This is a genomic window from Marinobacter manganoxydans MnI7-9 (genome assembly GCF_000235625.1).
GTDB classification, from domain to species: domain Bacteria; phylum Pseudomonadota; class Gammaproteobacteria; order Pseudomonadales; family Oleiphilaceae; genus Marinobacter; species Marinobacter manganoxydans.
This window is the reverse complement of the sequence record NZ_AGTR01000085.1, coordinates 184,152-206,530: the sequence shown is the minus strand read 5'-3', so window position 1 is coordinate 206,530 and position 22,379 is coordinate 184,152. Positions and strand designations below refer to the sequence as shown.

At 60.6% G+C, this 22,379-nt stretch carries 16 protein-coding genes; 10 read left to right on the top strand and 6 right to left on the bottom strand.

All coding sequences use genetic code 11. The features are described from left to right. The first annotated feature begins 40 nt into the window (after positions 1–40). A complete protein-coding gene (locus KYE_RS19535) occupies positions 41–706 on the top strand; it encodes a hypothetical protein (RefSeq protein ID WP_050898367.1) in 666 nt (221 codons plus the stop codon). Here the strand turns inward: KYE_RS19535 and KYE_RS19530 are convergent. After that, positions 690–3,335, bottom strand: a complete 2,646-nt coding sequence (locus KYE_RS19530) for a nitrate reductase (protein ID WP_039882179.1) — start codon at positions 3,333–3,335, stop codon at positions 690–692. The two genes, KYE_RS19535 and KYE_RS19530, sit on opposite strands and share 17 nt — an antisense overlap. A gap of 95 nt (positions 3,336–3,430) precedes the next feature. On the opposite strand from KYE_RS19530, the gene KYE_RS21490 reads away from it, so the two are divergent. From KYE_RS21490 to KYE_RS19515, 4 genes are all read left to right on the top strand, one after another. After that, positions 3,431–3,613, top strand: coding sequence for a hypothetical protein (locus tag KYE_RS21490; RefSeq protein ID WP_139043687.1), 183 nt, complete (start codon positions 3,431–3,433; stop codon positions 3,611–3,613). Positions 3,614–3,836: 223 nt separating this feature from the next. Then, the gene (locus KYE_RS19525) at positions 3,837–5,219 is read left to right on the top strand and encodes a CmpA/NrtA family ABC transporter substrate-binding protein (protein ID WP_008176939.1); all 1,383 of its coding nucleotides are present in this window, start codon (positions 3,837–3,839) and stop codon (positions 5,217–5,219) included. Between the two features lie 27 nt (positions 5,220–5,246). Further along, a complete protein-coding gene (locus KYE_RS19520; RefSeq protein ID WP_008176936.1) occupies positions 5,247–6,254 on the top strand; it encodes an ABC transporter permease in 1,008 nt (335 codons plus the stop codon). Between the two features lie 153 nt (positions 6,255–6,407). Beyond that, the gene (locus KYE_RS19515) at positions 6,408–7,274 is read left to right on the top strand and encodes an ABC transporter ATP-binding protein (RefSeq protein ID WP_008176934.1); all 867 of its coding nucleotides are present in this window, start codon (positions 6,408–6,410) and stop codon (positions 7,272–7,274) included. A 10-nt stretch (positions 7,275–7,284) separates the two neighbouring features. Here the strand turns inward: KYE_RS19515 and KYE_RS19510 are convergent, their stop codons facing one another. After that, the gene (locus KYE_RS19510; RefSeq protein WP_008176932.1) at positions 7,285–8,580 is read right to left on the bottom strand and encodes a nitrate- and nitrite sensing domain-containing protein; all 1,296 of its coding nucleotides are present in this window, start codon (positions 8,578–8,580) and stop codon (positions 7,285–7,287) included. A gap of 384 nt (positions 8,581–8,964) precedes the next feature. Between KYE_RS19510 and KYE_RS19505 the strand changes: the two genes are divergently transcribed. From KYE_RS19505 to nirD, 3 genes are all read left to right on the top strand, one after another. Beyond that, a complete protein-coding gene (locus KYE_RS19505) occupies positions 8,965–10,197 on the top strand; it encodes an NAD(P)/FAD-dependent oxidoreductase (RefSeq protein ID WP_039882156.1) in 1,233 nt (410 codons plus the stop codon). A gap of 25 nt (positions 10,198–10,222) precedes the next feature. Continuing rightward, the gene (gene nirB / locus KYE_RS19500; protein ID WP_008176929.1) at positions 10,223–12,730 is read left to right on the top strand and encodes a nitrite reductase large subunit NirB; all 2,508 of its coding nucleotides are present in this window, start codon (positions 10,223–10,225) and stop codon (positions 12,728–12,730) included. Between the two features lie 186 nt (positions 12,731–12,916). Further along, a complete protein-coding gene (gene nirD / locus KYE_RS19495) occupies positions 12,917–13,285 on the top strand; it encodes a nitrite reductase small subunit NirD (RefSeq protein ID WP_008176927.1) in 369 nt (122 codons plus the stop codon). A gap of 135 nt (positions 13,286–13,420) precedes the next feature. Here nirD and KYE_RS19490 read toward each other — a convergent pair whose 3' ends face one another. Then, positions 13,421–16,585 (bottom strand): efflux RND transporter permease subunit, encoded by a 3,165-nt coding sequence (locus KYE_RS19490; RefSeq protein WP_008176925.1) that lies wholly within the window; start codon positions 16,583–16,585, stop codon positions 13,421–13,423. After that, positions 16,585–17,661 carry an efflux RND transporter periplasmic adaptor subunit gene (locus KYE_RS19485; protein WP_227497888.1) on the bottom strand — a complete coding sequence of 359 codons (1,077 nt, stop codon included), beginning with the start codon at positions 17,659–17,661 and terminating at the stop codon, positions 16,585–16,587. The genes KYE_RS19490 and KYE_RS19485 overlap by 1 nt, the downstream gene beginning before the upstream one ends. A gap of 188 nt (positions 17,662–17,849) precedes the next feature. Between KYE_RS19485 and KYE_RS19480 the strand changes: the two genes are divergently transcribed. After that, the gene (locus tag KYE_RS19480) at positions 17,850–19,217 is read left to right on the top strand and encodes a WS/DGAT/MGAT family O-acyltransferase (protein WP_008176921.1); all 1,368 of its coding nucleotides are present in this window, start codon (positions 17,850–17,852) and stop codon (positions 19,215–19,217) included. Positions 19,218–19,227: 10 nt separating this feature from the next. Here KYE_RS19480 and KYE_RS19475 read toward each other — a convergent pair whose 3' ends face one another. Together KYE_RS19475 and KYE_RS19470 are read right to left on the bottom strand one after the other, a co-directional pair. Continuing rightward, positions 19,228–19,635 carry an NINE protein gene (locus KYE_RS19475; RefSeq protein ID WP_008176920.1) on the bottom strand — a complete coding sequence of 136 codons (408 nt, stop codon included), beginning with the start codon at positions 19,633–19,635 and terminating at the stop codon, positions 19,228–19,230. Between the two features lie 386 nt (positions 19,636–20,021). Next, entirely contained in the window at positions 20,022–21,128 is a 1,107-nt protein-coding gene (locus tag KYE_RS19470; RefSeq protein WP_008176919.1) for a helix-turn-helix domain-containing protein, read from the bottom strand. Between the two features lie 225 nt (positions 21,129–21,353). Here KYE_RS19470 and KYE_RS19465 point away from each other — a divergent pair, with 225 nt between their 5' ends. Next, positions 21,354–22,259, top strand: a complete 906-nt coding sequence (locus KYE_RS19465; protein ID WP_008176918.1) for a metal-dependent hydrolase — start codon at positions 21,354–21,356, stop codon at positions 22,257–22,259. Positions 22,260–22,379 lie beyond the last annotated feature (120 nt).

The following is a 22,379-nucleotide window of genomic DNA, read 5'->3' as shown; positions in this document are numbered from 1 at the left end:
GCCCCTACCAACCCAGACCGCCATCAGCCTTGGCGAACTCATGTGCGCCGTCACCCGGGACTGGCTCTGGCAACCGGCGGAGCAATGGGTCCGGGAACGCAATCCGGGCAGCGTCCTGCATTGCCGGGTTGGGTCCGGCCAGGCCACCTATCACCGTTACGATTCTCGAGACGGGCAACACCTGATCACCTACGGTGCCCGCATGATTGCCGCCAAGCACCAGCCGGAGACGGCGAGCGGCTGGCTGTCAGGCCGAGAGATCCGGAAACGGGGGTACTTTGGCGGGGAACTGAGCACTCTGAATCTGTTGGCACACACCTGCTGCCACGAGTTTGCCCATCTCCTGCAGCAAAGTGCCGGCCAGCGATATCGGGGCTCTGTGCACAACCGCCATTTCTATACCATTCTGGATGAGTTGCACGAGAACGGGGCGGCGCAAGCGACCCGTAAGGCCCTGGCAGATGAGGCGAGGGAACAGGGTCTGGCGCTACCGGATACGCCCTTCGAGCCTGTGGACACAAGGCAACAGATGGCCCACTGGCAGGTGGGCGATACCGTGCGTTTTGGTGCCGGCCGGCGGGAACTGCACGGGCAGATCATTCGGGTCAATCGAAAGACCTGCACCGTGGACGGCATCGGGCACTCGAAAGGGGTGCGATACAGAGTGCCTGTGCAGATGCTAAGCCCGCTTACACCACCTCGGTAGCGGCAACCAGAAGGCTCCGTATCTCCGGCAGACAGGACCCACAGTTGGTGCCGCATTTGAGCTCACGGCCGAGGGCATCGAGGCTGTTGGCACCCCGCCCAATCGCCTGCTGAATCTGTCGGTCCCCAACCTGGAAGCAGCTGCAAACCAGGTTGCCGGCATCATCCCCATCGACGGCCTTTGCCGCCAGCAGGCCGCGCCGGCTCGCCTCGTCGAGCTCTGGCTGACTAAAGCAGCTGACCAGCCAGTCCACGGATGGCAGGGCAGCCGCGTCACGATCCACCATGAGTACCGCCTCCAACTGACCATTGCGCAACCGCGCCGCCCGGAAGCGGCCTTCGCGGACATCTTCCATCACCAGCTGCGGCTGGCCGCCGAGCCAGTCTGGCACAGCACTTTTCCAATCCATTTTGCACTGCCCCGCCACGATCCAGCTATCGCAATCGGGCAGAACCTGTTGGGCCCAGTAGTCTGCCTTCCAGCGTTTTGGACGATCCCGTCGCACCAGCAAACGTCCATACCAACGGGCAGGCCAGTGGGTGAGGGTCGCACGGCCATACTTGGCCTCCGGTTGCCCGGATATGGGGTCCACCAGGCTGTCAGTCAGCGCTGTCGCCAGACCCTGCCCGGTGAACTGATCGTTCCAGTGGATCGGCACAAACACCTCACCACGCCGCTGCTCCGGCGCACTGCGCACCCGGCCGACAAAGTGCCCATGGGCACTCTTCAGTGTTGCCAATGCCCCCGGGCTGAGGGAAAGCGCCCGGATATCCTCGGGATGCACCTCAATGAACGGCTCGGGGCGATGGGCCAGCAACCGGCTGGACCGGGCTGTCCGGGTCATGGTGTGCCACTGGTCCCGGATACGGCCCGTATTCACGATCAACGGAAACGCTTCATTCGGATTCCTGGCCGGTAATCGAGAGGCAATCGGTATCAGGCGGGCGCGCCCGTTGGCGGTCGCAAACCGACCGTCAGTGAACAGTCGCCTGGAATCAGACGCCGCCACGGTAACCGGCCATTGGACAGGCTCAAGCAACTCGTATTGTTCATTGCTCAACTCCGCCAGCCCGGAAATATCGAAGAAACGCTGACCGGCGTTCTCGAACCCCGACAACCGGGCATGTTCCCGGAAAATGTCCGCGGGCTTCTCATAGTCAAAACCCGCCTGGTGTCCCAGGGCGCGGGCCACCGCACTGACGATCCACCAGTCCGGCCGGGCCTCTCCGGGCAATGGCAGAAAGCGCCGCTGACGGGAAATACAGCGTTCGGAATTGGTAACCGTGCCGTCTTTCTCACCCCAACCTGCCGCCGGCAACAGGATGTCCGCATGGCGAGCGGTGTCTGTGTCCCTGACACAATCAGACACAATGACAGTCGGGCACAGGTCCAGAGCCCGCCGGATACGATGGGTCTCCGGCAAACTGACCGCAGGGTTGGTGGCCATGATCCACAACACCTTGATGTCACCCCGCTCAACCGCATCGAACAGGTCGACGGCTTTCATTCCCGGTCCATCCGCGACCGCCTCGGTCTCCCAGAACCGGGCCACGCGGGCCCGGGCATCCGGTCTGTCGTAATCCATATGAGCGGCAAGGGTATTGGCCAGCCCACCCACTTCCCGGCCACCCATGGCATTGGGTTGGCCGGTCAGGGAAAAGGGGCTGGCGCCGGGCTTTCCCACCCGGCCTGTGGCCAGATGGCAGTTGATAATGGCGTTGCCTTTATCGGTGCCGGCTGAGGACTGGTTGATGCCCTGGGAGAACGCCGTCACCGTGCGCTGTTCTTCTGCGAACCATCGGTAAAAGGCAATGACATCTTCTACCGGCAGTTCACAGATCCTGGACACCGCTTCGGAAGAGGGTGCCGCGATTCTGGCAGCGCTGAGGCTGGCGTCGAAACCCTCACAATGGTCCTCCAGATAGCCATTATCAACAGCCTGCTGGTCGGCCAGCCAGACCAGTAAGCCATTGAACAGCACCGTATCGGTCCCGGGGCGGATGGCCAGATGCAAATCCGCCAGATCGCTGGTCGCGGTTTTACGGGGATCAATCACTACGACCCGGCGACCGGGTCGCGCCGAAGCCTGCATTCTCTGATAGAGCACCGGATGCGCCCAGGCCGCATTGCTGCCGGCCAGCACCAACAGGTTGGCCAACTCCAGGTCTTCATAACAGCCGGGAACCAGATCCCCGCCAAAGGCCCTTTTATGGGCTGCAACGGCAGACGACATGCACAGGCGGGAATTGGTATCCACGTTGGGTGTGCGGATAAACCCCTTGGCGAGTTTGTTGGCCACGTAATAATCTTCCGTCAATAACTGACCGGAGAGATAGAAGGCCACAGACCGGGGCCCATGAAGCGCCACTGATTCACGAATCCGTCGGGCCACTTCCGCCACTGCCTGCGGCCAGGCACTTTCACGACCGTGAACAACAGGCCGCAACAGTCGTCCATCAGGAGTCAGCGTTTCGTGTAAGGCAGAGCCCTTCACGCAAAGGCGCCCCAGATTCGCCGGATGTGCCTCATCCCCGCGGGTCGCAGATGGCGTTGCGCTCACTCCACAACCCACACCGCAATACGGGCAGGTGGTTTGAACCGTCGCCGGTTTTTTGTTGGTACCGGTCACAGCACCTCCTCGGGTTTCATAAAAAAAGCCCGCCAATCCGGATGCCTTGGAGGCGCATCAGGGGCGGGCTTCTTTGCCAATGGAATCAGGTTGTCTTGAACAGTCGCATTACCGGCTGCAATAACAGGGCCATTCCGATCAAGGGCGGCTCCGGGCTCTGCCAGACACCGACTATGGCGGCTCTCGAGGATTTCAGCCCCGCATCAATGCGCCAAGGCTCCGGGCCAACCATCAAATCCGGTATCAAAGTGGTGCAAACCTGGCCTACCACGCACTAAAACCAGACGAATGCCCGCTCACCATACCTGCCGCCTCCTCGAAGAACTCTCCTAACTCGTTGTTTTATTGAGACCAGCCGAGATGGCACGGCCCGTGCAAGACTATAAACAGAGACGCGCGTTACGACTCAACAGAAAACTGATCCCCAGGCACAGGCGCCTGCTTTCCGGCAACGGAGAGCGGGCGTTTTTGCGTTTGGGCCACACAGAATGAGGTATATCCATGTACACGCTCACACGAAGAACCGCCCGCTGGCTCACTCGAATTCTGCTTACAGCCACCGTCTGGACAGTCAGCACGGGGGCTCACGCGGAGATCGGTCCGGCCGAGAAGCCGGACCTCAAGCTCGGCTTTATCAAGCTGACCGATATGGCGCCCCTGGCGATTGCCTGGGAACAGGGCTTCTTTATGGACGAAGGCCTGTTTGTTGAACTGGAAGCGCAAGCGAACTGGAAGGTCCTGCTGGACCGGGTGATTACCGGAGAACTGGATGGCGCCCATATGCTCGCCGGCCAGCCTCTCGGCGCCTCCATTGGCTACGGCACCCGGGCCGATATCATCACGGCCTTCAGCATGGACCTGAACGGCAATGGCATTACGGTTTCAAACGATGTCTGGGACACCATGAGCCAGCACATCCCCGACAATGCCGACGGCAGGCCCGAACATCCCATTAGCGCCAGCGCGCTGCGGCCGGTCGTGGAAGCAGCCCGGGATCGGGGCGAACGGTTCCGGATGGGCATGGTGTTTCCCGTGTCCACCCATAATTACGAGCTTCGCTACTGGCTGGCGGCCGGTGGCCTGAATCCCGGCTACTACGCGCCCCAGCGCGGCGACACCAGCGGCACCCTGGAAGCCGACGTGCATCTGTCCGTAACTCCGCCGCCGCAGATGCCCGCCACCATGGAGGCGGGCACCATCCAGGGCTACTGCGTAGGTGAGCCCTGGAACCAGCAGGCCGTGTTCATGGGCATCGGCGTTCCGGTGATTACTGACTATGAGATCTGGCCGAATAACCCGGAAAAGGTCTTCGGCGTAACCCGTCAGTGGGCCGAGGACTACCCGAACACCCATCTGCGCCTGCTGCGCGCCATGATTCGCGCCGCCCACTGGCTCGATGAGAACAACAATGCCAACCGGGACGAGGCCGTGAAAATCCTGGCCCGGCCCAGCTATGTAGGTGCCGATGAGGCGGTGATTGCCAACTCCATGACCGGCACCTTCGAGTATGAAAAAGGCGACGTTCGCGAAGTCCCGGATTTCAATGTCTTCTTCCGGTATCACGCCACCTACCCGTATCCGTCCGATGCCATCTGGTATCTCACCCAGATGCGCCGCTGGGGCCAGATACCCGAGGCCAAGCCGGACGACTGGTATATGGAAACCGCAGCCCGGGTTTACCGGGCCGACATCTACCAGCAGGCAGCTCGTTCACTGATTGCCGACGGCACGCTGAAGGCCAAGGATTTTCCGGACTTCGATGCCGAGAACTTTCAGCGCCCGCAACAGGGCGAGCTGATTGACGGTATCGCCTTCACCCCCCGAACACCCAACGCCTATATCGACAGTTTCGAGATCGGCCTGAAAGGTACGCAAACCCCGTAACCGGGTTTGCAAGGAGGTTTGATAACCATGACTACGATTACTTCGGCCAAAAAACCCTCCCAGCCGCCGCGCTGGCTGGGCCAGAGATTCAGGTCCCTCGGTGAGTCGCTGACACCCGGCCAGCTCGCCGCCACCGGGCGCCAGATGTTGCTGCCACTGATAGGTATTCTGGTATTCGTCGGTTTCTGGCATCTGGCGGCACCGCAGGTGGATACCTCACTGGGCAGCTTCCCGGGCCCGGCACAGGTCTGGGAACAATCGGGGCAACTCTGGCAGGAGCACGTCAACCAGCGCGAGCGGGCCGACAAGTTCATTGCCATGCAGGAAGAGCGGAACGCCCGGATTCTGGCGGACAACCCCGAGGCTGAGGTCAGGATTCGGAATTACCCCGGTGCCCCCACCTTTCCCGACCAGATCCTGACCAGTCTGGTTACGGTCCTGGCCGGATTCATCGTGGCGACCGCTATCGCCGTGCCCCTGGGCATCGTGGTTGGCCTGAACCGGCATTTCCAGGCGGCGGTCAACCCGCTGATCCAGGTGTTCAAGCCGGTGTCACCGCTGGCCTGGTTGCCGCTGGTGACCATGGTGGTCTCAGCAACCTACGTGAGCGACGACCCGATGTTCGAGAAGTCGTTCCTGACCTCCATGATCACGGTCACCCTGTGCAGTCTCTGGCCCACGTTGATCAATACCAGCGTCGGTGTGGCCGCGGTCAATCCGGATCTGCTGAATGTCTCCCGGGTGCTGCGGCTGTCGTTCTGGACCCATGTCCGCAAGGTGGTGTTGCCTTCTTCGGTGCCGATGATTTTCACCGGCCTTCGGGTGTCGCTGGGCATTGCCTGGATGGTGCTGATCGCGGCCGAGATGCTGGCCCAGAGCCCGGGGTTGGGCAAATTCGTCTGGGATGAATTCCAGAACGGCAGCAGCCAGTCCCTGAGCAGGATCATGGTGGCGGTTCTGGCTATCGGGTTTATCGGGTTTGTGCTGGATCGGGTGATGCTTTTGATTCAGCGCCGGGTTGCCTGGAACGAATGAGCCCTGGTTTGGAGTATGCCGCACCGGGCAGGGGATGCCTCCCGGGACACGCGGTGAATACATCCATGTACGCTCCGCAAAAACATCCATGTTTTTGAGGGTCCCGGGAGGCATCCCCTGCCCGGAGCTCCGCATGATTGAGAGGTGACTTCCATGAGTAAAACACATTTGGAACTGACTGGTGTCGAGATGGCGTTTGATACGCCGAAGGGGCCATTTGTGGCCCTGGACAACATTAATCTGAAGATACAGAAGGGCGAGTTTGTTTCCCTGATTGGCCACTCCGGCTGTGGCAAGTCCACAGTCCTGAACATTGTGGCTGGCCTGCTTCAGGCCACCAAGGGTGGCTGTGTGCTGGATGGCCATGAGGTGAATTCGCCGGGGCCGGAGCGTGCGGTGGTGTTTCAGAACCATGCGCTGATGCCCTGGCTGACGGTGTACGAAAATGTCGAGCTGGCAGTGCAGCAGGTGTTTCGAAAATCGATGGGCAAGCAGGAGCGGCGCGACTGGATTCATCACAATCTGGAACTGGTGAATATGGCCCATGCGGCGGACAAGCGACCGGGTGAGGTATCGGGTGGTATGGCCCAGCGGGTGGGGATTGCCCGTGCCCTGGCCATGAAGCCCAGCGTGCTGCTGATGGACGAACCGTTCGGCGCGCTGGATGCACTGACGCGGGCCCACTTACAGGACTCGTTGATGGAGATTCAGCAGGAGTTGAACAACACGGTAATCATGATCACCCACGATGTGGACGAGGCGGTGTTGCTGTCAGACCGGATCATCATGATGACCAACGGGCCCGAGGCCACCGTGGGCGAGGATCTCTACATTGACCTGCCCCGGCCGCGCAACCGGGTGACTCTGGCCGATAACCCGGAATACGTGCATTACCGGCAGGAGGTCTTGCGCTTCCTGTACGAGAAACAGCGCAAGCTGGAGCACATCTCGCCACGTCGTTCGGGAAAGCCGGAAGCCTCCGAGGGTGAGCAACCGAAGGCCCGGGCCGCCAGGGCGTGATACGTTTCGGTTACTTCAGCACATCCGCCATGGACACCAGGGCCCGGGCTACCTCGGGCAACTTCCGGCCCTGGTCCATGGCCAGTTTCCTTAATACCCGGTGAGCTTCGTCGTTGCTGATCCTGCGATGCTCCATCAGCAGTAGCACGGCTTTTTCCTGGGTTTTGCGGTCTTCCAGAGCCTCCCTGGCACTCTGCAGTTCATCGGTCATCTGTTGCAGGCGCCGGGTCTGCTCCTGGACCAGATCGAAGATGGAGCGGCCAAACTGCTGACCAATACCATCGCTGGCCCAGGACTCACCGGCCTGTTGTTCGTTTCCGGAATCGCACAGCACCAACATGGGTTGAGAAGCCGGTTCCTGGGCATCCAGGGAAGTAATCAGGGTTTCCTGGTGGGCCAGCGAGTTTCTGGCATCGGCAAAACGCTCGGTGCAACGGGCATGAAAACAGCCCTCCACGGAATCCTCTATCTTTTTGAGTTCGTCCATCCGCTCAGACATGAGCCTGAACCATTCATCGGCCAGGGCCGGATCCAGGTCTTTATAACGACCGATGGCAGTGCCCCGCTGGCGAAGTTTTTCAATTTCGGACTCACGGGGGTTTTCGCGCAGTTTTTCCCACAGGTCCAGGGAACCCTCATCGGCAAAGCTGTTAAACACCTCGAAACAGCGCTCCTGCGCCTCAATCAGGTGCGCCATGCGCTCTGACAGTGCACGATCAAACCGGCCACTGGAAAACCCCGCCGAACCGACAGCCCGCTCCTGTCCACAGAATTCTTTGCCGTTCATCAGGTGCACCATGGCCACCAGAAGCCCCGCTATGGTGGGGTCAACCGCGGTATCGGCAGCTTCAAACACAACCGCAATCAGGTTGTGGATCAGGGTACTGTAATCCTCGGTGGCAGAGGCCGCAGTTACTTTCCGGGCCACCACACACCGTCGCAGTTCGGGCAAGCCCTCAAGGCCGTGAAGGGCGCTCGCAAGCTGGTTAAGCAGGCGGCTACTGACAGGATGCGCCGTCAGTTCCTGGTGAATCTCGGCAAGGGCCTGCTCAAACTCAGAACGGAGCTGATCCGACGTCGCAACCAGGTGTTTTCGCTCCTGGGCAAACTTTTCGCCGGAAGAACCAAGAAACACGTTAGACGCACCCCGCTCGCACTGCAGTGCATGTACCAGATTGCTGATGCACTGGACCAGTTTGCCCATCTGCAAGAAGTACTGGAGGTTCATCAACTCGCAGCTTTTCGAGGCAATCAGGTAGTCGCCCGCGGATGGCGATTTATAGGCGGGGGCACGTTTGGTGTTCATAACAGACTCCGGAGGCAGACAGCCTCAAATGCGACAATCACGGTCAGATCAGTCACTCGCGTAACCAACCTCCTGCCAGTGCGCAGCAATTACCGCGCCACCGCATCTGGCCCAAAACCGTGCAATCCGCCCCGTCGCAGGGCAGTTTTCAAGTGTTCGTACTGGTGATAGCAGCCTTATAAAATTCTAATTATCTGATTTTTAAAGGTTCGTAGAACTGGCACGAAGATCGCTTTGCAATTGGTAAGGACGAACGTCTCGGCCAAGGATCAGGCCGGACCATCAGATCATTGTTGTTGGCATTGGCGCCGGACCATCGACTTCCCCTCGGGAATAGATGCTCCGGCTTTTTTTGTTTGGTCGAAAAGTACGGGTTCGAGCGAAATGACAGGAAACACTGAATCGACACTGGTGATCTGCGGGCACGGCATGGTTTCGCAACGCCTGCTGGAAGCTCTCTGCCGTGGGCGAGTCAGACCGTTTACCCGCATCATCGTGTTCAACGGCGAAGCATCCGCTGCCTACAACCGGATACAACTCTCGCTGCTGCTCGCCGGTGAAACAAACGAAGCTTCGCTGGCCTTGCAGCAGGACGAGTGGTTTCGGAACAGCGGTATTGAAGTCTGCAACGGAGAACCGGTAGTCACCATCAATCGGGAAGATCAGACGGTGACCACCGGATCCGGTCGGGTACAGCCCTACACCCATCTGGTGCTGGCCACCGGATCGAGGCCCGCAAAACCGGGGCTACCGGGCGCAGACCTTCCGGGTGTCATGACCTTCCGGGACCTGGAAGACACCAGGACCCTGATTGAGTCTGCTGGCCGCCATCGGCGGGCGGTGGTCGTCGGCGGAGGCTTTCTTGGCCTGGAAGCCGCTGAAGGTCTCCGCCAGCGTGGTATGGCCGTCACCCTGCTGCACCGCAGCGGCCATCTTCTGAACCGTCAGTTGGACAGAATCGGGGGTCAGCTCCTGCAACAGCACATGGAAGAGCGGGGCGTAAATATTCGCACCGGAACGGCTCCCAAAGCCCTGCTCGGGCGTTCCATGGTCCGGGCCGTCCAGCTGGATGACGAAACTCTCGTCAGCACGGATCTGGTGCTATTCGCCACCGGTATCACGCCTGCTACCGAGCTTGCCCGGACTGCCGGCCTGGAATGCGATCGCGGCATTCTCGTGGACGGGCAGCTAAGCACCAGCGATCCGGCAATCTCTGCGCTGGGTGAGTGTTGTCAGCGTGGAAACACCACCTTCGGACTGGTGGAACCCGGGTACCAGCAGGCCGAGGTGCTTGCAGGCGTGCTCAACGGAAACACTCCAGACGCCGAGTATCGGCCGGTGGACACACCGACCCGCCTGAAGATCAGCGGCGTTCCGATTTTCTCCTGCGGACAGATCAGCCCCGACGGGGACACCGAATCCGTGGTCTGGCAGGACCACGAACAGAATCACTATTGCCGGCTGCTGATCCGCAATCAGCGCCTGACCGGCGCCGTACTGCTGGGCGACACCCGGGACGGCCCCTGGTACAGCCAGCGCATTCAGCAGCAGGACGATATTTCCCGCTACCGGGACTTCATTGCATTCGGCAAGAACTACTGCGAGGCGGCGGCATGAGCCGCTCCGGAAAGAGGACAGACCCATGAGCAAGAAAACCCTGATAGTCGTCGGCAACGGCATGGTCGGCCATCATTTCCTGGAACAATTCTGCGCCAGCCCGGCCGCTGCCGATTTCGAGATCATCGTGTTCGGCGAGGAAAAACAGCTGGCCTATGACCGGGTCCACCTGTCCGAGTATTTCGGCGGCTCCAGCCATGCCGATCTCGCCATGGGCACGCTGGAGTGGTACACCGAGCAGGGCATTCAACTGCACCTGAACGAACAGGTAACCGGCATCAACCGGGAAAATCGCACTCTGGAAACGCCCCGTGGCAGCTACCGGTACGACGAACTGGTGCTGTCCACCGGCTCCTATCCGTTTGTACCCCCTATCAAGGGCAATGACCGCCCGCACTGCCTGGTTTACCGGACCCTGGATGACCTGGATGCCATTCACGCCAGCTCGGAAGGTGCCCGCACAGGCGTGGTGGTAGGCGGCGGCCTGCTGGGTCTTGAAGCTGCCAATGCGCTCAAGAGCCTGGGACTGGAAGCCCACGTTGTGGAATTTGCACCCCGGCTGATGCCGGTTCAGCTGGATGCCGATGGCGGCGCCCTGCTGCGCCACAAGATTGAGGAGCTTGGCGTTCAGGTGCACACCGAGAAGGCCACCACAGCGATTACCGAGGGCGAGGATGCCCGTCTGCGCATGAATTTCAGCGACGAATCCTTCCTCGAGACAGACCTGATCGTCTTCTCCGCAGGCATTCGGCCCCAGGACGCCCTGGCCCGGGCCAGTGGACTGGAGATCGGCGAGCGCGGCGGCATCGCCATCGACAACCACTGCACCACTTCGGACCCCCATGTGCACGCCATTGGCGAGTGCGCGCTCTGGGAACAGAAGATATTCGGCCTAGTGGCCCCCGGCTACACCATGGCCCGCACTTTGTCTTCCGCCCTGAACGGTGATCGGGAGACTGCTTTCACCGGCGCCGACATGAGCACCAAGCTCAAATTGCTGGGCGTGGACGTGGGTTCCATCGGCGACGCCCATGCCCAGACCCCGGGCGCCCGCAACATCCGCTTCAACGATGAGCGGGCCGGCCACTATCGACGAATGGTGATCAGCGAGGATGGCAAGACCCTGCTGGGCGCAATTCTGGTGGGCGACAACAGCCACTACGACACCCTTCTGCAATATGCCCTCAATGGCATCACCCTGCCGGAGAATCCGGAAACGCTGATCCTGCCGGAGAGCCAGGGCGGAGCGCCGGCCCTGGGCCCGGATGCCCTGCCGGAAACTGCCTCCATTTGCTCCTGCCACAACGTCACCAAGGGCGATATCTGCGGCGCCATTGATGCCGGCTGCTCGGACCTTGGCAGCGTCAAGGCCGAAACCAAGGCCAGCACCGGCTGTGGCGGCTGCACCGCCCTGCTCAAGAACGTAGTGGACAGCGAGCTGGAAAAACGCGGCGTGGAGGTCAGCAAGGATCTGTGCGAGCACTTCCCGTACAGTCGCCAGGAGCTGTTCCACTTGGTGAAGGTGAACGGCATCCGCACCTTCCGCACCCTGATCAGTCAGCACGGCAAGGGGCACGGCTGCGACATCTGCAAACCGGCGGTGGCGTCGATTCTCGCCACCTGCTGGAACGAGCACATCCTGGCCACCGACCACGTGCCGCTTCAGGACACCAACGACACCTTCATGGCCAACATGCAGAAGAACGGCACCTACTCGATCGTGCCGCGCATTCCCGGCGGCGAGATCACCCCGGACAAGTTGATTGTGCTGGGTGAGGTGGCGAAGGAATACGATCTTTACACCAAGATCACCGGCGGCCAGCGCGTGGACCTGTTCGGCGCCACCCTGAGCCAACTGCCGGATATCTGGGAAAAGCTGATTGCCGCCGGGTTCGAGACCGGCCATGCCTATGGCAAGTCACTGCGTACCGTGAAGTCCTGCGTTGGCAATACCTGGTGTCGCTACGGCGTTCAGGACAGCGTAGGCATGGCGATTCGCCTGGAGGACCGCTACAAAGGGCTGCGGGCGCCCCACAAGGTGAAGATGGCGGTCTCGGGCTGTACCCGGGAATGCGCGGAAGCCCAGAGCAAGGACTTTGGTGTGATTGCCACGGAGAACGGCTGGAACCTGTATGTCTGCGGCAACGGTGGCATGCGGCCCCGCCACGCCGATCTGTTTGCCACGGATCTGTCTGACGAGGAGCTGATCCGGACCATTGACCGGGTGGTGATGTTCTATGTGCGCACGGCCGACCGGCTGCAGCGTACCAGTGTCTGGATGGAAAATCTGGAGGGCGGCCTGGAGTACCTGAAGCAGGTGGTTCTTGAGGACAGTCTGGGGATCGGCGCTGAGCTGGAGGAGCACATGGAGGGGATTGTTGGGACCTACCAGTGCGAGTGGAAGACGGCCGTCGAGGATCCGGAGAAGCGGAAGCGGTTCCGGGAGTTTGTTAATGCGCCTTCGCAGTGCGATCCGGTTCAGGAGTGGACGGTTGAGCGGGGGCAGCGTCGGCCTGTTTTGGAGTCTGCGTAGCCTTTAGGTTCTGGTGAAGAGCAAGGCGCCATGGGGGTGCTTTTCTTCTGGGAAAAACAACTCGCTTCGCTCAGACATCTTTTTCCCGACAGAAAAGCACCCCCATACCACCTCGCTCACCAAGCTTCCGTGGTATCGCTTGTAACGCACAGTTGAAATAAACGCACAAGGAATAGGAGAAACACAATGAAACCACGCACTCGTTGGGAAGCCGTTTGCACCGTAGACGACCTGGTGCCGGAATCTGGCATCGCGGTATGGACCGAAGAAGGTCCGGTGGCGGTGTTTTATCTGCCGCATCGGCTGCCGGCGTTGTTTGCCATCAGCCATACGGACCCGTTCAGCGGCGCCAATGTGCTGGCCCGGGGGATTACCGGGGATCTGAAAGGGGAGCCGGTGGTGGCGTCGCCGTTGTACAAGCAACATTTCAGTCTGCTTACGGGTGTCTGTCTGGAAGACGATACCGTGCGGGTCAAAACCTACCCTGTCCTGCTGGACGGCAACCAGATCCGCTTGGAAGTACGGGCCAACCAGCGAGAATCCATCGCGGCCTAGGCCCTTAACAATGCCGGCGAAAGCCGGCGCGTGGTATGGGAAGTCTTTGTGCAGGGGAAAAGATGTCTGAGCGAAGCGAGTTGCTTTTCCCCGGAAGAAAGACTTCCCATGGCGCGTGACGGCGATACTCCGAGGCTAAACCTCTCTGGAGCGACGCCAACGCTCCCGCCAGCCAAGAACAAAGATGGTCAGTGACGGCAGAAAAGTCACGGTTACGATCGCTGCCCCAAGCAGGCCAAACAGAACGATGGCGCCCACGCCCCGATACAGCTCGGTGCCTTCGCCGGGCAGGAACACCAGGGGCGAGAGGCCGCAGATGGTGGTCAGGGTGGTCATGGCGATGGGGCGCAGGCGGGTCTGGACGGCGGCGGTGACGGCCTGTACTACGGTAACGCCTTTCTGGCGCAGGTTCTGCCGGGCCTGGTCCACCACCAGGATCGGGTTGTTCACCACGGTTCCCATCAGTATCAGGAAGCCCAGCATGGTAATCATGTCAAAGGGCTGCCTCAGAGGCTGGAGGCCGATCATGGGCAGCAGGCCACCGACCAGGTTCATCAGGGCCAGGCCCACAATGCCACCGGCCACGCCAAGCGGTATTGCGGTCATGATCAGCAGCGGGAATCCCCAGTGCGCGAAGATGGCCACCAGCAGCAGGTAGACAATGGCAATGGCAATGATGAAATTGCCGGTCAGAGCCTCCCGTGTGGCATTAAGCTGATCGCTGGCGCCGGAAATATCCACGTTCACATTCGCGGGCAATGCGCCGCTGTCCCGCATGAACTGCAACAGTTCCGTGCGTACCCTCTCAACGCCGGCTTCGAGCGGCACATCGTCCGGGGGAATCACGTTCAGAGTCACCGTGCGGCGACCGTCCACCCGGCGGACCGTGCTGGTATCGACGGTTTCCTCGATGGTAGCCAGGCTGGAGAGCGGCAGGGTAGCACCCTGGGGGGTGTGCACCATGACATCCGGCAGGCTGTCCAGTGACGGGTTGCGACCCTCGCTGCCGTAGACGTAGATATCGATCTTTTCGTCGTCCAGGAAGAAATCGTCGACGTAGCTGCCCTCGGTTAGAGAGGCTACGGTGAAGCCAATGCTTTCTGCTCCCAGACCCAGTTCAGCCGCGCGATCCCAGTCGGGCATAATCTGGATCAGCGGTTGCGCCAGGGACAGCGTGGAGGGCTGGCTCTGGATGCGGGGGTTGTCGAAGATCTCCTCGGCCCGCTGGTAAGCGGCATTGGCGGCGCTGTAGACCGACACCAGGTCCGGGCCGGAGATGTCCAGGTTGATGCTGCGGGTGCCGCCGTCGTTGCTGGAAATGATGGAGCCCTTGGCCGCGAAGGCGCGCATGCCCGGGAACTGTTCATAGAACCGGGTGATCTCGTCCATCAGGGCTTCGATGTGCCTTGGATTCAGGGTCTCGGCGATGATCCGGATCCTGGTGGGCGTTACCTGCATGTTGAGATAGGCCATGGGCGGCACGCTGGTTTCGCCCGCGGCGTAGGCCTGGCCGTCCGCGTTCACGTGGGGCAGGAAGTAGTCTTCCACCTGGCGGGCAATGGCTTCCATCTCCTGCAGGTTGTAACCCGGCGGCGCCGACATGGCGGCAAAGGTCTTGGGCTCCTCGCCTTCCGGCAGGTATTCGGCGGGTGGGGTCAGCACAAAAATCACCCACAGGCTGAAGCCGACGGTGGCTGCCATCACCAGAAGCCGGCGCACCGTGCCATTCACCAGCCATCGCACCGCCCCCATGGCGGCCCCGCTCCAGCGACCCGAGGTTTCGTTGCCGTATTCATCGGTGGTCACGCCCCGGCGGCCGAAATCCAGCCGGGCGCAGAGGGTGGGTATGATGGTGATTGCCACCAACATGGAGGCGAGAATGGCGGCAGAGATGGCAATGGCTACGTCGGAATACAACTGGCCCGCCTCTTCCTCGATAAACAGGATCGGCAAGAACACCAGAATGGTTGTGGTGGTGGACGCCAGCACCGCCGGCCAGACTTCACGCACGCCCTTGAGGGCCGATTCGAAACGGTCCAGCCCCAAACGCCGGTGTCGCTCGATGTTCTCCAGCACCACGATGCTGTTGTCCACCGTCATGCCGATGGCAAAGGCGATACCGGCCAGAGAGATCACGTTGATGGTGCGGCCGGTGATCAGCAACCCGATAAACGCGGCTATGGCACACAGCGGTATGCCCACCACCCCGGCAAACGTGGCCCGGCCGGATCTCAGAAACAGGAACATCACCAGGGTTGCGAAGGCGGCACCAATCCCCAGGTTGGTCCAGACATTGGCCACCGAGGCTTCCACGTAACGGGCATCGTCTGCGGTCAGGCCCAGCCTCATGCCCGCCGGCTCCAGCACCTCCTGGTTGATGGCGGCCACTTCGTCCATCATCGCGCGTTTGATATCTATGACGTTGGAGCCGCTTTCACGGCGCACCTGCAGGCCAATCACCCGCTGGCCGTCGATAAAGGACAGCTCCCGGATCCGGGAATGGCCCTGCTGAACCCGGGCCACCTCACCAAGGCGCACCACGCTGTCACCCTGCCGGCGTACCACCAGCTGTTCCAGGGATTCAACGTCGTCAAAGCGCCCGACCGTGCGCAACAGATACCGGCGCTTGCCAGAGTCGATCTCGCCGCCGGAAATGTCCTGGTTACGGGCCACGATTGCGTTGCGCAGATCCACCAGGCTCAGGCCGCGCTGGGCCAGGGCGGATTCGTCCACAATGATCTGCATCTGCCGGTCGGCACCACCGCCAACGGTAACCTCGGAAACCCCCGGCACACTCTCCATCCTTGGCCGGACGCGATCCTCGATGAAATCGCGCATAAGCTCGATGTCCAGCTCGCGGGGATTGCCCTCCAGGGTAGCGACACGGAAATACATGAACGCATTGGATGAGAAAGATGCCGCCACTATGCGCGGCTCATCGACGTTTCTCGGGTAGTCAGGGACCTGGCTCAGGGCATTGTTGATCTGGATAAGGGTCTCGGTGATATTCACCCCGAACGGGAACTCCAGCTCGATCTCCGCCGCTCCGCTGGATGCGGTGGAAGTCATCCGGCTCAGGTTAGGAACATTGCGCAGGAACCGTTCCTGCTCAATCAGTATGTCCTTCTCAATGTCCTGGGGCGTCGCACCCGGCCAGCTGGTTTCAACGGTGACGGTGCGCACTTCCAGGTCCGGAATCATCTGGACCGGAATCCGGAGCGCCGCGGCGGTTCCAAGAATGGCAACGATCAGGGCGGTAACGGTAACCAGGGTGCCATGACGGATAATGCCGGCGAACATCAGCGGCTCTCCCGTTCGGCAATGCGCACGCTGATGCCCTCGCTCAGGGACTCGTTGCCACGGACCACCACCTGCTGGTCCGACTCAAGACCACTGGTAACCTCTACCCGGCCCTCGAAGCCGGTGCCAAGGCGCACCCGCTTTTCGCTCACGGTCCAGGTGTCTTCATCCCCCGGTTCGGCGATCCACACGGTGGTTCGTCCTTCGGGATACCGGTTGATGGCATCGCGGGAAACCGTCAGGCCACGTTCACCGGTAGTGACCCGCAGTACCGCCTGTACCGACATCCCCGGGAGCAGCTTCACGGATTCGGGCTTGATGGCGCGGAGGAGAAAGGTTCTGGACTGGGGATCGTTGACCGGTACCAGAACATCGATGGTGGCGCTGCTCAGTGCCTGGTCATCCTGCACCAGCAGCCGGCTGTTGTCGTCGATGCGTTTGTAGAAGGACTGGGGTACCTGGAAATCCAGACGAAGGTTGTCGGTATCCACCAGAGTCAGCAGCTGGTCACCGGGGGTAACCCATTCCCCGAGATCCCGGGAGCGCTGGCTGACCACACCGTCGAAGGGCGCGGTCACGCGGTGGCGCCCGGCCCGGACTTCCACCTGGCGGCGGGCGGCTTCCAGGCGAGCCAGGGTCGCTTCGCTGGCGGCCACTTCACTTTCCCGTGCACTGACTTCGGTGGCCGCGATATTGCGGCCTGCGCCAACGGATCTGGCCTCACGCAGGCGACGCCGGGCTTCCTCCAGGCGACTGCGGGCCTCTTCTGCCTCGGCTCTTGCCGCGGCCAACTCCCAGGTAACCAATTCGTCATCCAGCTCGACCAACACATCGCCCCGGTCAACACGATCACCGGTTTCCACCCGAACCTCGTCCAGCAGGCCCGCAACCGCCGCCGACATGCCAGATACCCGAAGGGCATTCACCGTACCATTCAGGGTCACTTCCTGAACGATATCTTCTGAAGAGACGGTTTCCAGCTGAACACCAGGCAGGTCCTGGGCAGCGGTGAGCACCGGAAACAGGCTGCACAAAAACAGAACAACACCCTGCAGGCTCTTCATGGGGGTAGCCACGTCCTTTTCTCCAAGATTCATTTCGATGGATGCAATTACTAACCTTAGTTCATGGCTTACGAAGAAAAACCCTGTCCGGACCTTGGCCCGCATTTGGCCTGGCCGGTGGGGAGAATGCGAACCGGGGTCAATCCCGTTGCCAGCTATCTGCGCTACTATTGTCACAACACCGATAACAAGGACGCCCTGTGAAACCTCTCAGCCCTACGGATCAGCTTTTTCTCTGGCTGGAAAAGCGGCAGCAGCCCATGCACGTGGGCGGTCTTCAGCTGTTTTCTTTTCCCGACGACGCACCGGATGATTACGTCGCACAGCTGGCCGACCGACTCAGGCAGTACACGAAGGTGACGCCGCCGTTTAATCAGCGCCTGGATTACCGTTTCGGCCAGCCGGTCTGGGTGGAAGACGAGCACCTGGACCTGGAACACCACTTCCGCTTCGAGGCACTGCCGACACCGGGGCGGGTCAGGGAACTCTTGTCCTTTGTTTCGGCAGAACATTCCCACCTGATGGACCGGGAACGTCCCCTGTGGGAGTTTCATCTGATTGAAGGCCTGGGGGAACGGCAGTTTGCGGTGTATATCAAAGTCCACCATGCCCTGGTGGACGGTGTATCGGCCATGCGGATGGTCACCCAGATGCTGTGCCAGGATACCGGCGAGCGGGACATGCCGCCGATCTGGGCCATGCCACCCCGCCCATCCCGTGAAAAGGATGATAGCGGTCCTTCCCTGTGGCGAAGTGTCGGCCATCTGCTGGGTGAATCCGGCAAGCAACTGGGCACCGTGCCCACCGTGGCCCGGGAACTGCTGCGAACCATCAACGACGCCCGCAAAGACCCGGCCTACTCCTCCATTTTTCACGCACCCCGCAGCATCCTGAACCAGAAGATCACCGGTTCCCGACGCTTCGCCGCGCAATCTTACTGCCTGAGCCGGATAAAGGGTGTGTGCAAGGCCTATGGAACCACGGTCAATGATGTGGTGATGGCCATGTGCGCCACCGCGCTGCGCAGCTACCTGATGAACCAGGACGCCCTGCCGGAAAAGCCGCTGATCGCCATGGTGCCGGTGTCCCTGCGCAAGGATGACAGCTCCGGCGGCAACCAGGTCGGCGTTATCCTCGCCTCACTGCACACCGATGTCACCAGCCCGGTGACACGACTGATGCAGATCCATGAGGACGTGAAAGCCGCCAAGGACCGCTACGCCGACATGTCTGCGGAAGAAATCATCAACTACACCGCCCTGACCCTGGCGCCGGCGGCGTTCAATCTGCTCACCGGCATGGCACCGAAATGGCAGACCTTCAACGTGGTGATTTCCAACGTTCCCGGCCCGCGAGAGACTTGCTACTGGAACGGCGCCACGATGGACGGCATGTACCCGGTCTCCATCGCCATGGATCGCCTGGCCCTGAACATGACCCTGACCAGCTACGGCGACCAGGTGGAATTCGGCCTTATCGGCTGCCGCCGCACGCTACCCAGCCTGCAGCGGATGCTCGACTATCTGGAAGAGGCCCTGGTCGAACTGGAAACCGCCGCCGGCCTTTAGGCAAAACCGATCAACCGAACCGGCGTTCTTCGTTCCGGATGGAAATCTGGTTGTTCAGGGTCCAGAAGTCATACAGCACGCCGATCAGGAACAGGCCGCCGGTAAACAGGTAGATGATGCCGGTAATCCACTTGCCCATGTACATCCGATGAATCCCGAACACCCCCAGGAAGGTCAGCAGGATCCAGCTTATGTTGTAGCTGACCTCACCTTCCCGGAACCGAAGATCCGCCTCCCGGTCCATGGCCGGGATCAGGAACAGGTCGATGATCCAGCCGATGAACAGCAGCCCCAGGGTAAAGAACCAGATGGTGCCGGTAACGGGTTTGCCGTAGTAAAACCGATGGGAGCCCAGGAATCCGAAGATCCAGAGCAGGTAGCCGATCAGTTTGCTGTGGGTGTCTGGCCTTTGGGTCATGTTCGTTTTCATCCTTTTGGGTTGGTGTCCGGTTTCAATTATGGCCCTAGCCGGGTTGATTTGGGGGCTGGCCGGGGGGAAGGAATATTTTCCCTCGGGAAAAACAACTCGCTTCGCTCAGACATCTTTTTCCTGTCGGGAAAATATTCCTTCCCCCCGTCCGTCAAACAATTGTGGCATAGGAAACGAAAAGCAAATTAAGACAGAGCAATAAAAAATAACACGGCAATCTCGTCTGTCAGCAGGGCGTGGGGTGGGGCATAATTTTTTTGGGGAAAAAGATGTCTGAGCGAAGCGAGTTGTTTTTACCCAAAAAAATTATGCCCCTCCCTGCGACCACGCTCCAAACCCAGCGGCAAGAGAAACCCAACCGCCCAAGCCAAACATCAGGGCCCAACTTCCGGCGCAGGGTCCGGACCACCCTCGCGAAACTCTCTGGCCGACTTCCCGGTCCACTTCCGGAAGGCCCGGCTGAAGTTGGAGAGGTCCGCATAGCCCAATTCGTAGGCAATCTCGCTGACCGACTGGTTGGTATACCGGAGCAACTGGATCGCCCGGTCTTTCAGCACCGATTCGAGGATCTCCCGATAGCTGGTATCCCGGTCCGCCAGCCGGCGTTTCAGGGTGCGCGACGAGACGCAGAAGCGTTCGGCCATGGCTTCCAGTGACGGCAACGGCCCGGGCATCATTCGGAGCATGTTGCGGATCGCCAGGACGATATCGCCCTGTTCCTTCAGCGCCTTCTGCAGCTCGAATTCGCATTGGTCCCGGGCCATTCGGGAGGCTTCCGCATCGGCCAGGCGCATACGCACATCGAGAAGCTCCCGGGGGAACACCATCATTTCGTCGGCCTGGCCGTACTCGAACCGAACCGGAAGCTGGTCGGCAAACCGCTGGTACCAGGGCGGCTCCGGAGCGCTCAGGCGAACGGAGACACCCGGCAGTTTGCCGTCTTCCAGGGCAAAGCCGTGTTTTGCCGCGTCCTCCCGATCCAGGAGCTGTTCGGTCAGCAGGATCAGAGTGGCGCTGACGGTCTCCGCCAGAAACGGATAGAGGCCGGGCACTTCGAATTCGGTGCACAGCTTTACCAGCACCTGATCGCCCGCTTCGGACTGGCTCATGCTAAGGAACGGCACCCGCAAATGCAGGTAACGGCGCACCGAATCCAGGGCATCGGCAAAGGTGGGACTGGTTAGGGCCGCGAAGCCCAGGGTGCCGTGGATTGTCAGCCGCAACTCCCGGGCCAGCGTGAAGCTGAGACCGTCCTGGCCGGCCAGGTTCACGGCCCGTTTGGCCATGATGATGGCATCGGTGACAAACACCCGACTGTCGTTGGACTTGAGATCGTCCGGGCTGAACTCCAGGCCTTCATAGAGTAACCGGTCGTTATAGCCCAGCTGGCGCACTGTCTCGGCCAGAACCCGCAGGTAAGCGCCCGGCACCAGGAACAATCCCAGCATCTGCCGTTCTTTGTCCGGACCAGTTGCGCTCATTGGCATTCCTTATTATTGAGTTGGCTGAAGCACTTGAACTGACTCTATCAGATGCCTCCCGCCGGAACAGTGGGGCCCGGCACACCCGGGTCGCCGTCAGCCTGGCCAATCAATTTCCCGCCAGTGTCCCATCCTGATCGACTGACGTCCCCTTTGCGCCTTCCTACCCGGCCTTGACTGCCACACACTGGAGCCATGACATCAGCCAGAGTGAGGAGTACACACATGCTGAGCAACAAAACCGCAGAAAACAAAACGGCGCCGGTTACCCGGGCCTCCAACACACCGGACAACGTCACCATCACAGCCCAGCGCATGGGGTTTGAGTTCGGTGAGCAGGTGCCCCGTTACTGGGTCGATAACAGCTACACCATCAGCCACATCATGAATGCCCTCTCGGTCCTGTTTCCGCAGGGCGAGCAGTTCTTCGTGGATTCGGTAAGAGCGTTCCGGGACCAGATCTCCGATCCCAAACTAAAAGAGGAGATACGCGGGTTCATCGGCCAGGAGGCCATGCACTCCCTGGAGCACATCGCCATGAACCAGCACGTTCGTGACCAGGACATGCCGGTGGAAGAACTGGAAAAGCATCTGGAGGTGGTTCTGGGGATTGCCAAGAAGCTGCCCAAGCGTCACCAGCTGGCCATCACCTGTGCCCTCGAGCACCTCACCGCCATGATGGCCGACATGCTGCTGGAGCGTGACGATGTGCGCCAGGACATGGATGAATCCATGCGCCCGCTGTGGGTCTGGCACGCCATTGAAGAAACCGAGCACAAGGCGGTTGCCTACGACGTTTTCCAGGCAGCTGGCGGCACTTATGCAGAGCGTGCGTTTTATCTTATGTTCAGCACCGCCGCACTGGGCGTGATGAGCACCTATTTCACCAGCCGGATGATGCTCAACGACCGCAAGAACTTCTCTCTTGTAGACACGGCTACGGGTCTCTGGCGCCTCTGGGGCGTAAACGGCACCTTCTCAAGTCTGATTCCCACATGGCTTGAGTACTTCAAACCGGGTTTTCACCCCTGGGACCACGACAATAGCGATCTGATTGCCCGTTTCAAGGAAGAAATCCAGGCGCATATTGCACCGCAGTATCAGAAGGGTAATCGCCGGACTCTGCAGTAATCTTCGGAGTTACGCGGACAAGCAGGTGGGGAGGTCTTTGTTCCGGGAAAAACAACTCGCTGCGCTCAGACATCTTTTTCCCTGCACAAAGACCTCCCCACCCACTCATCCGCTTGATCT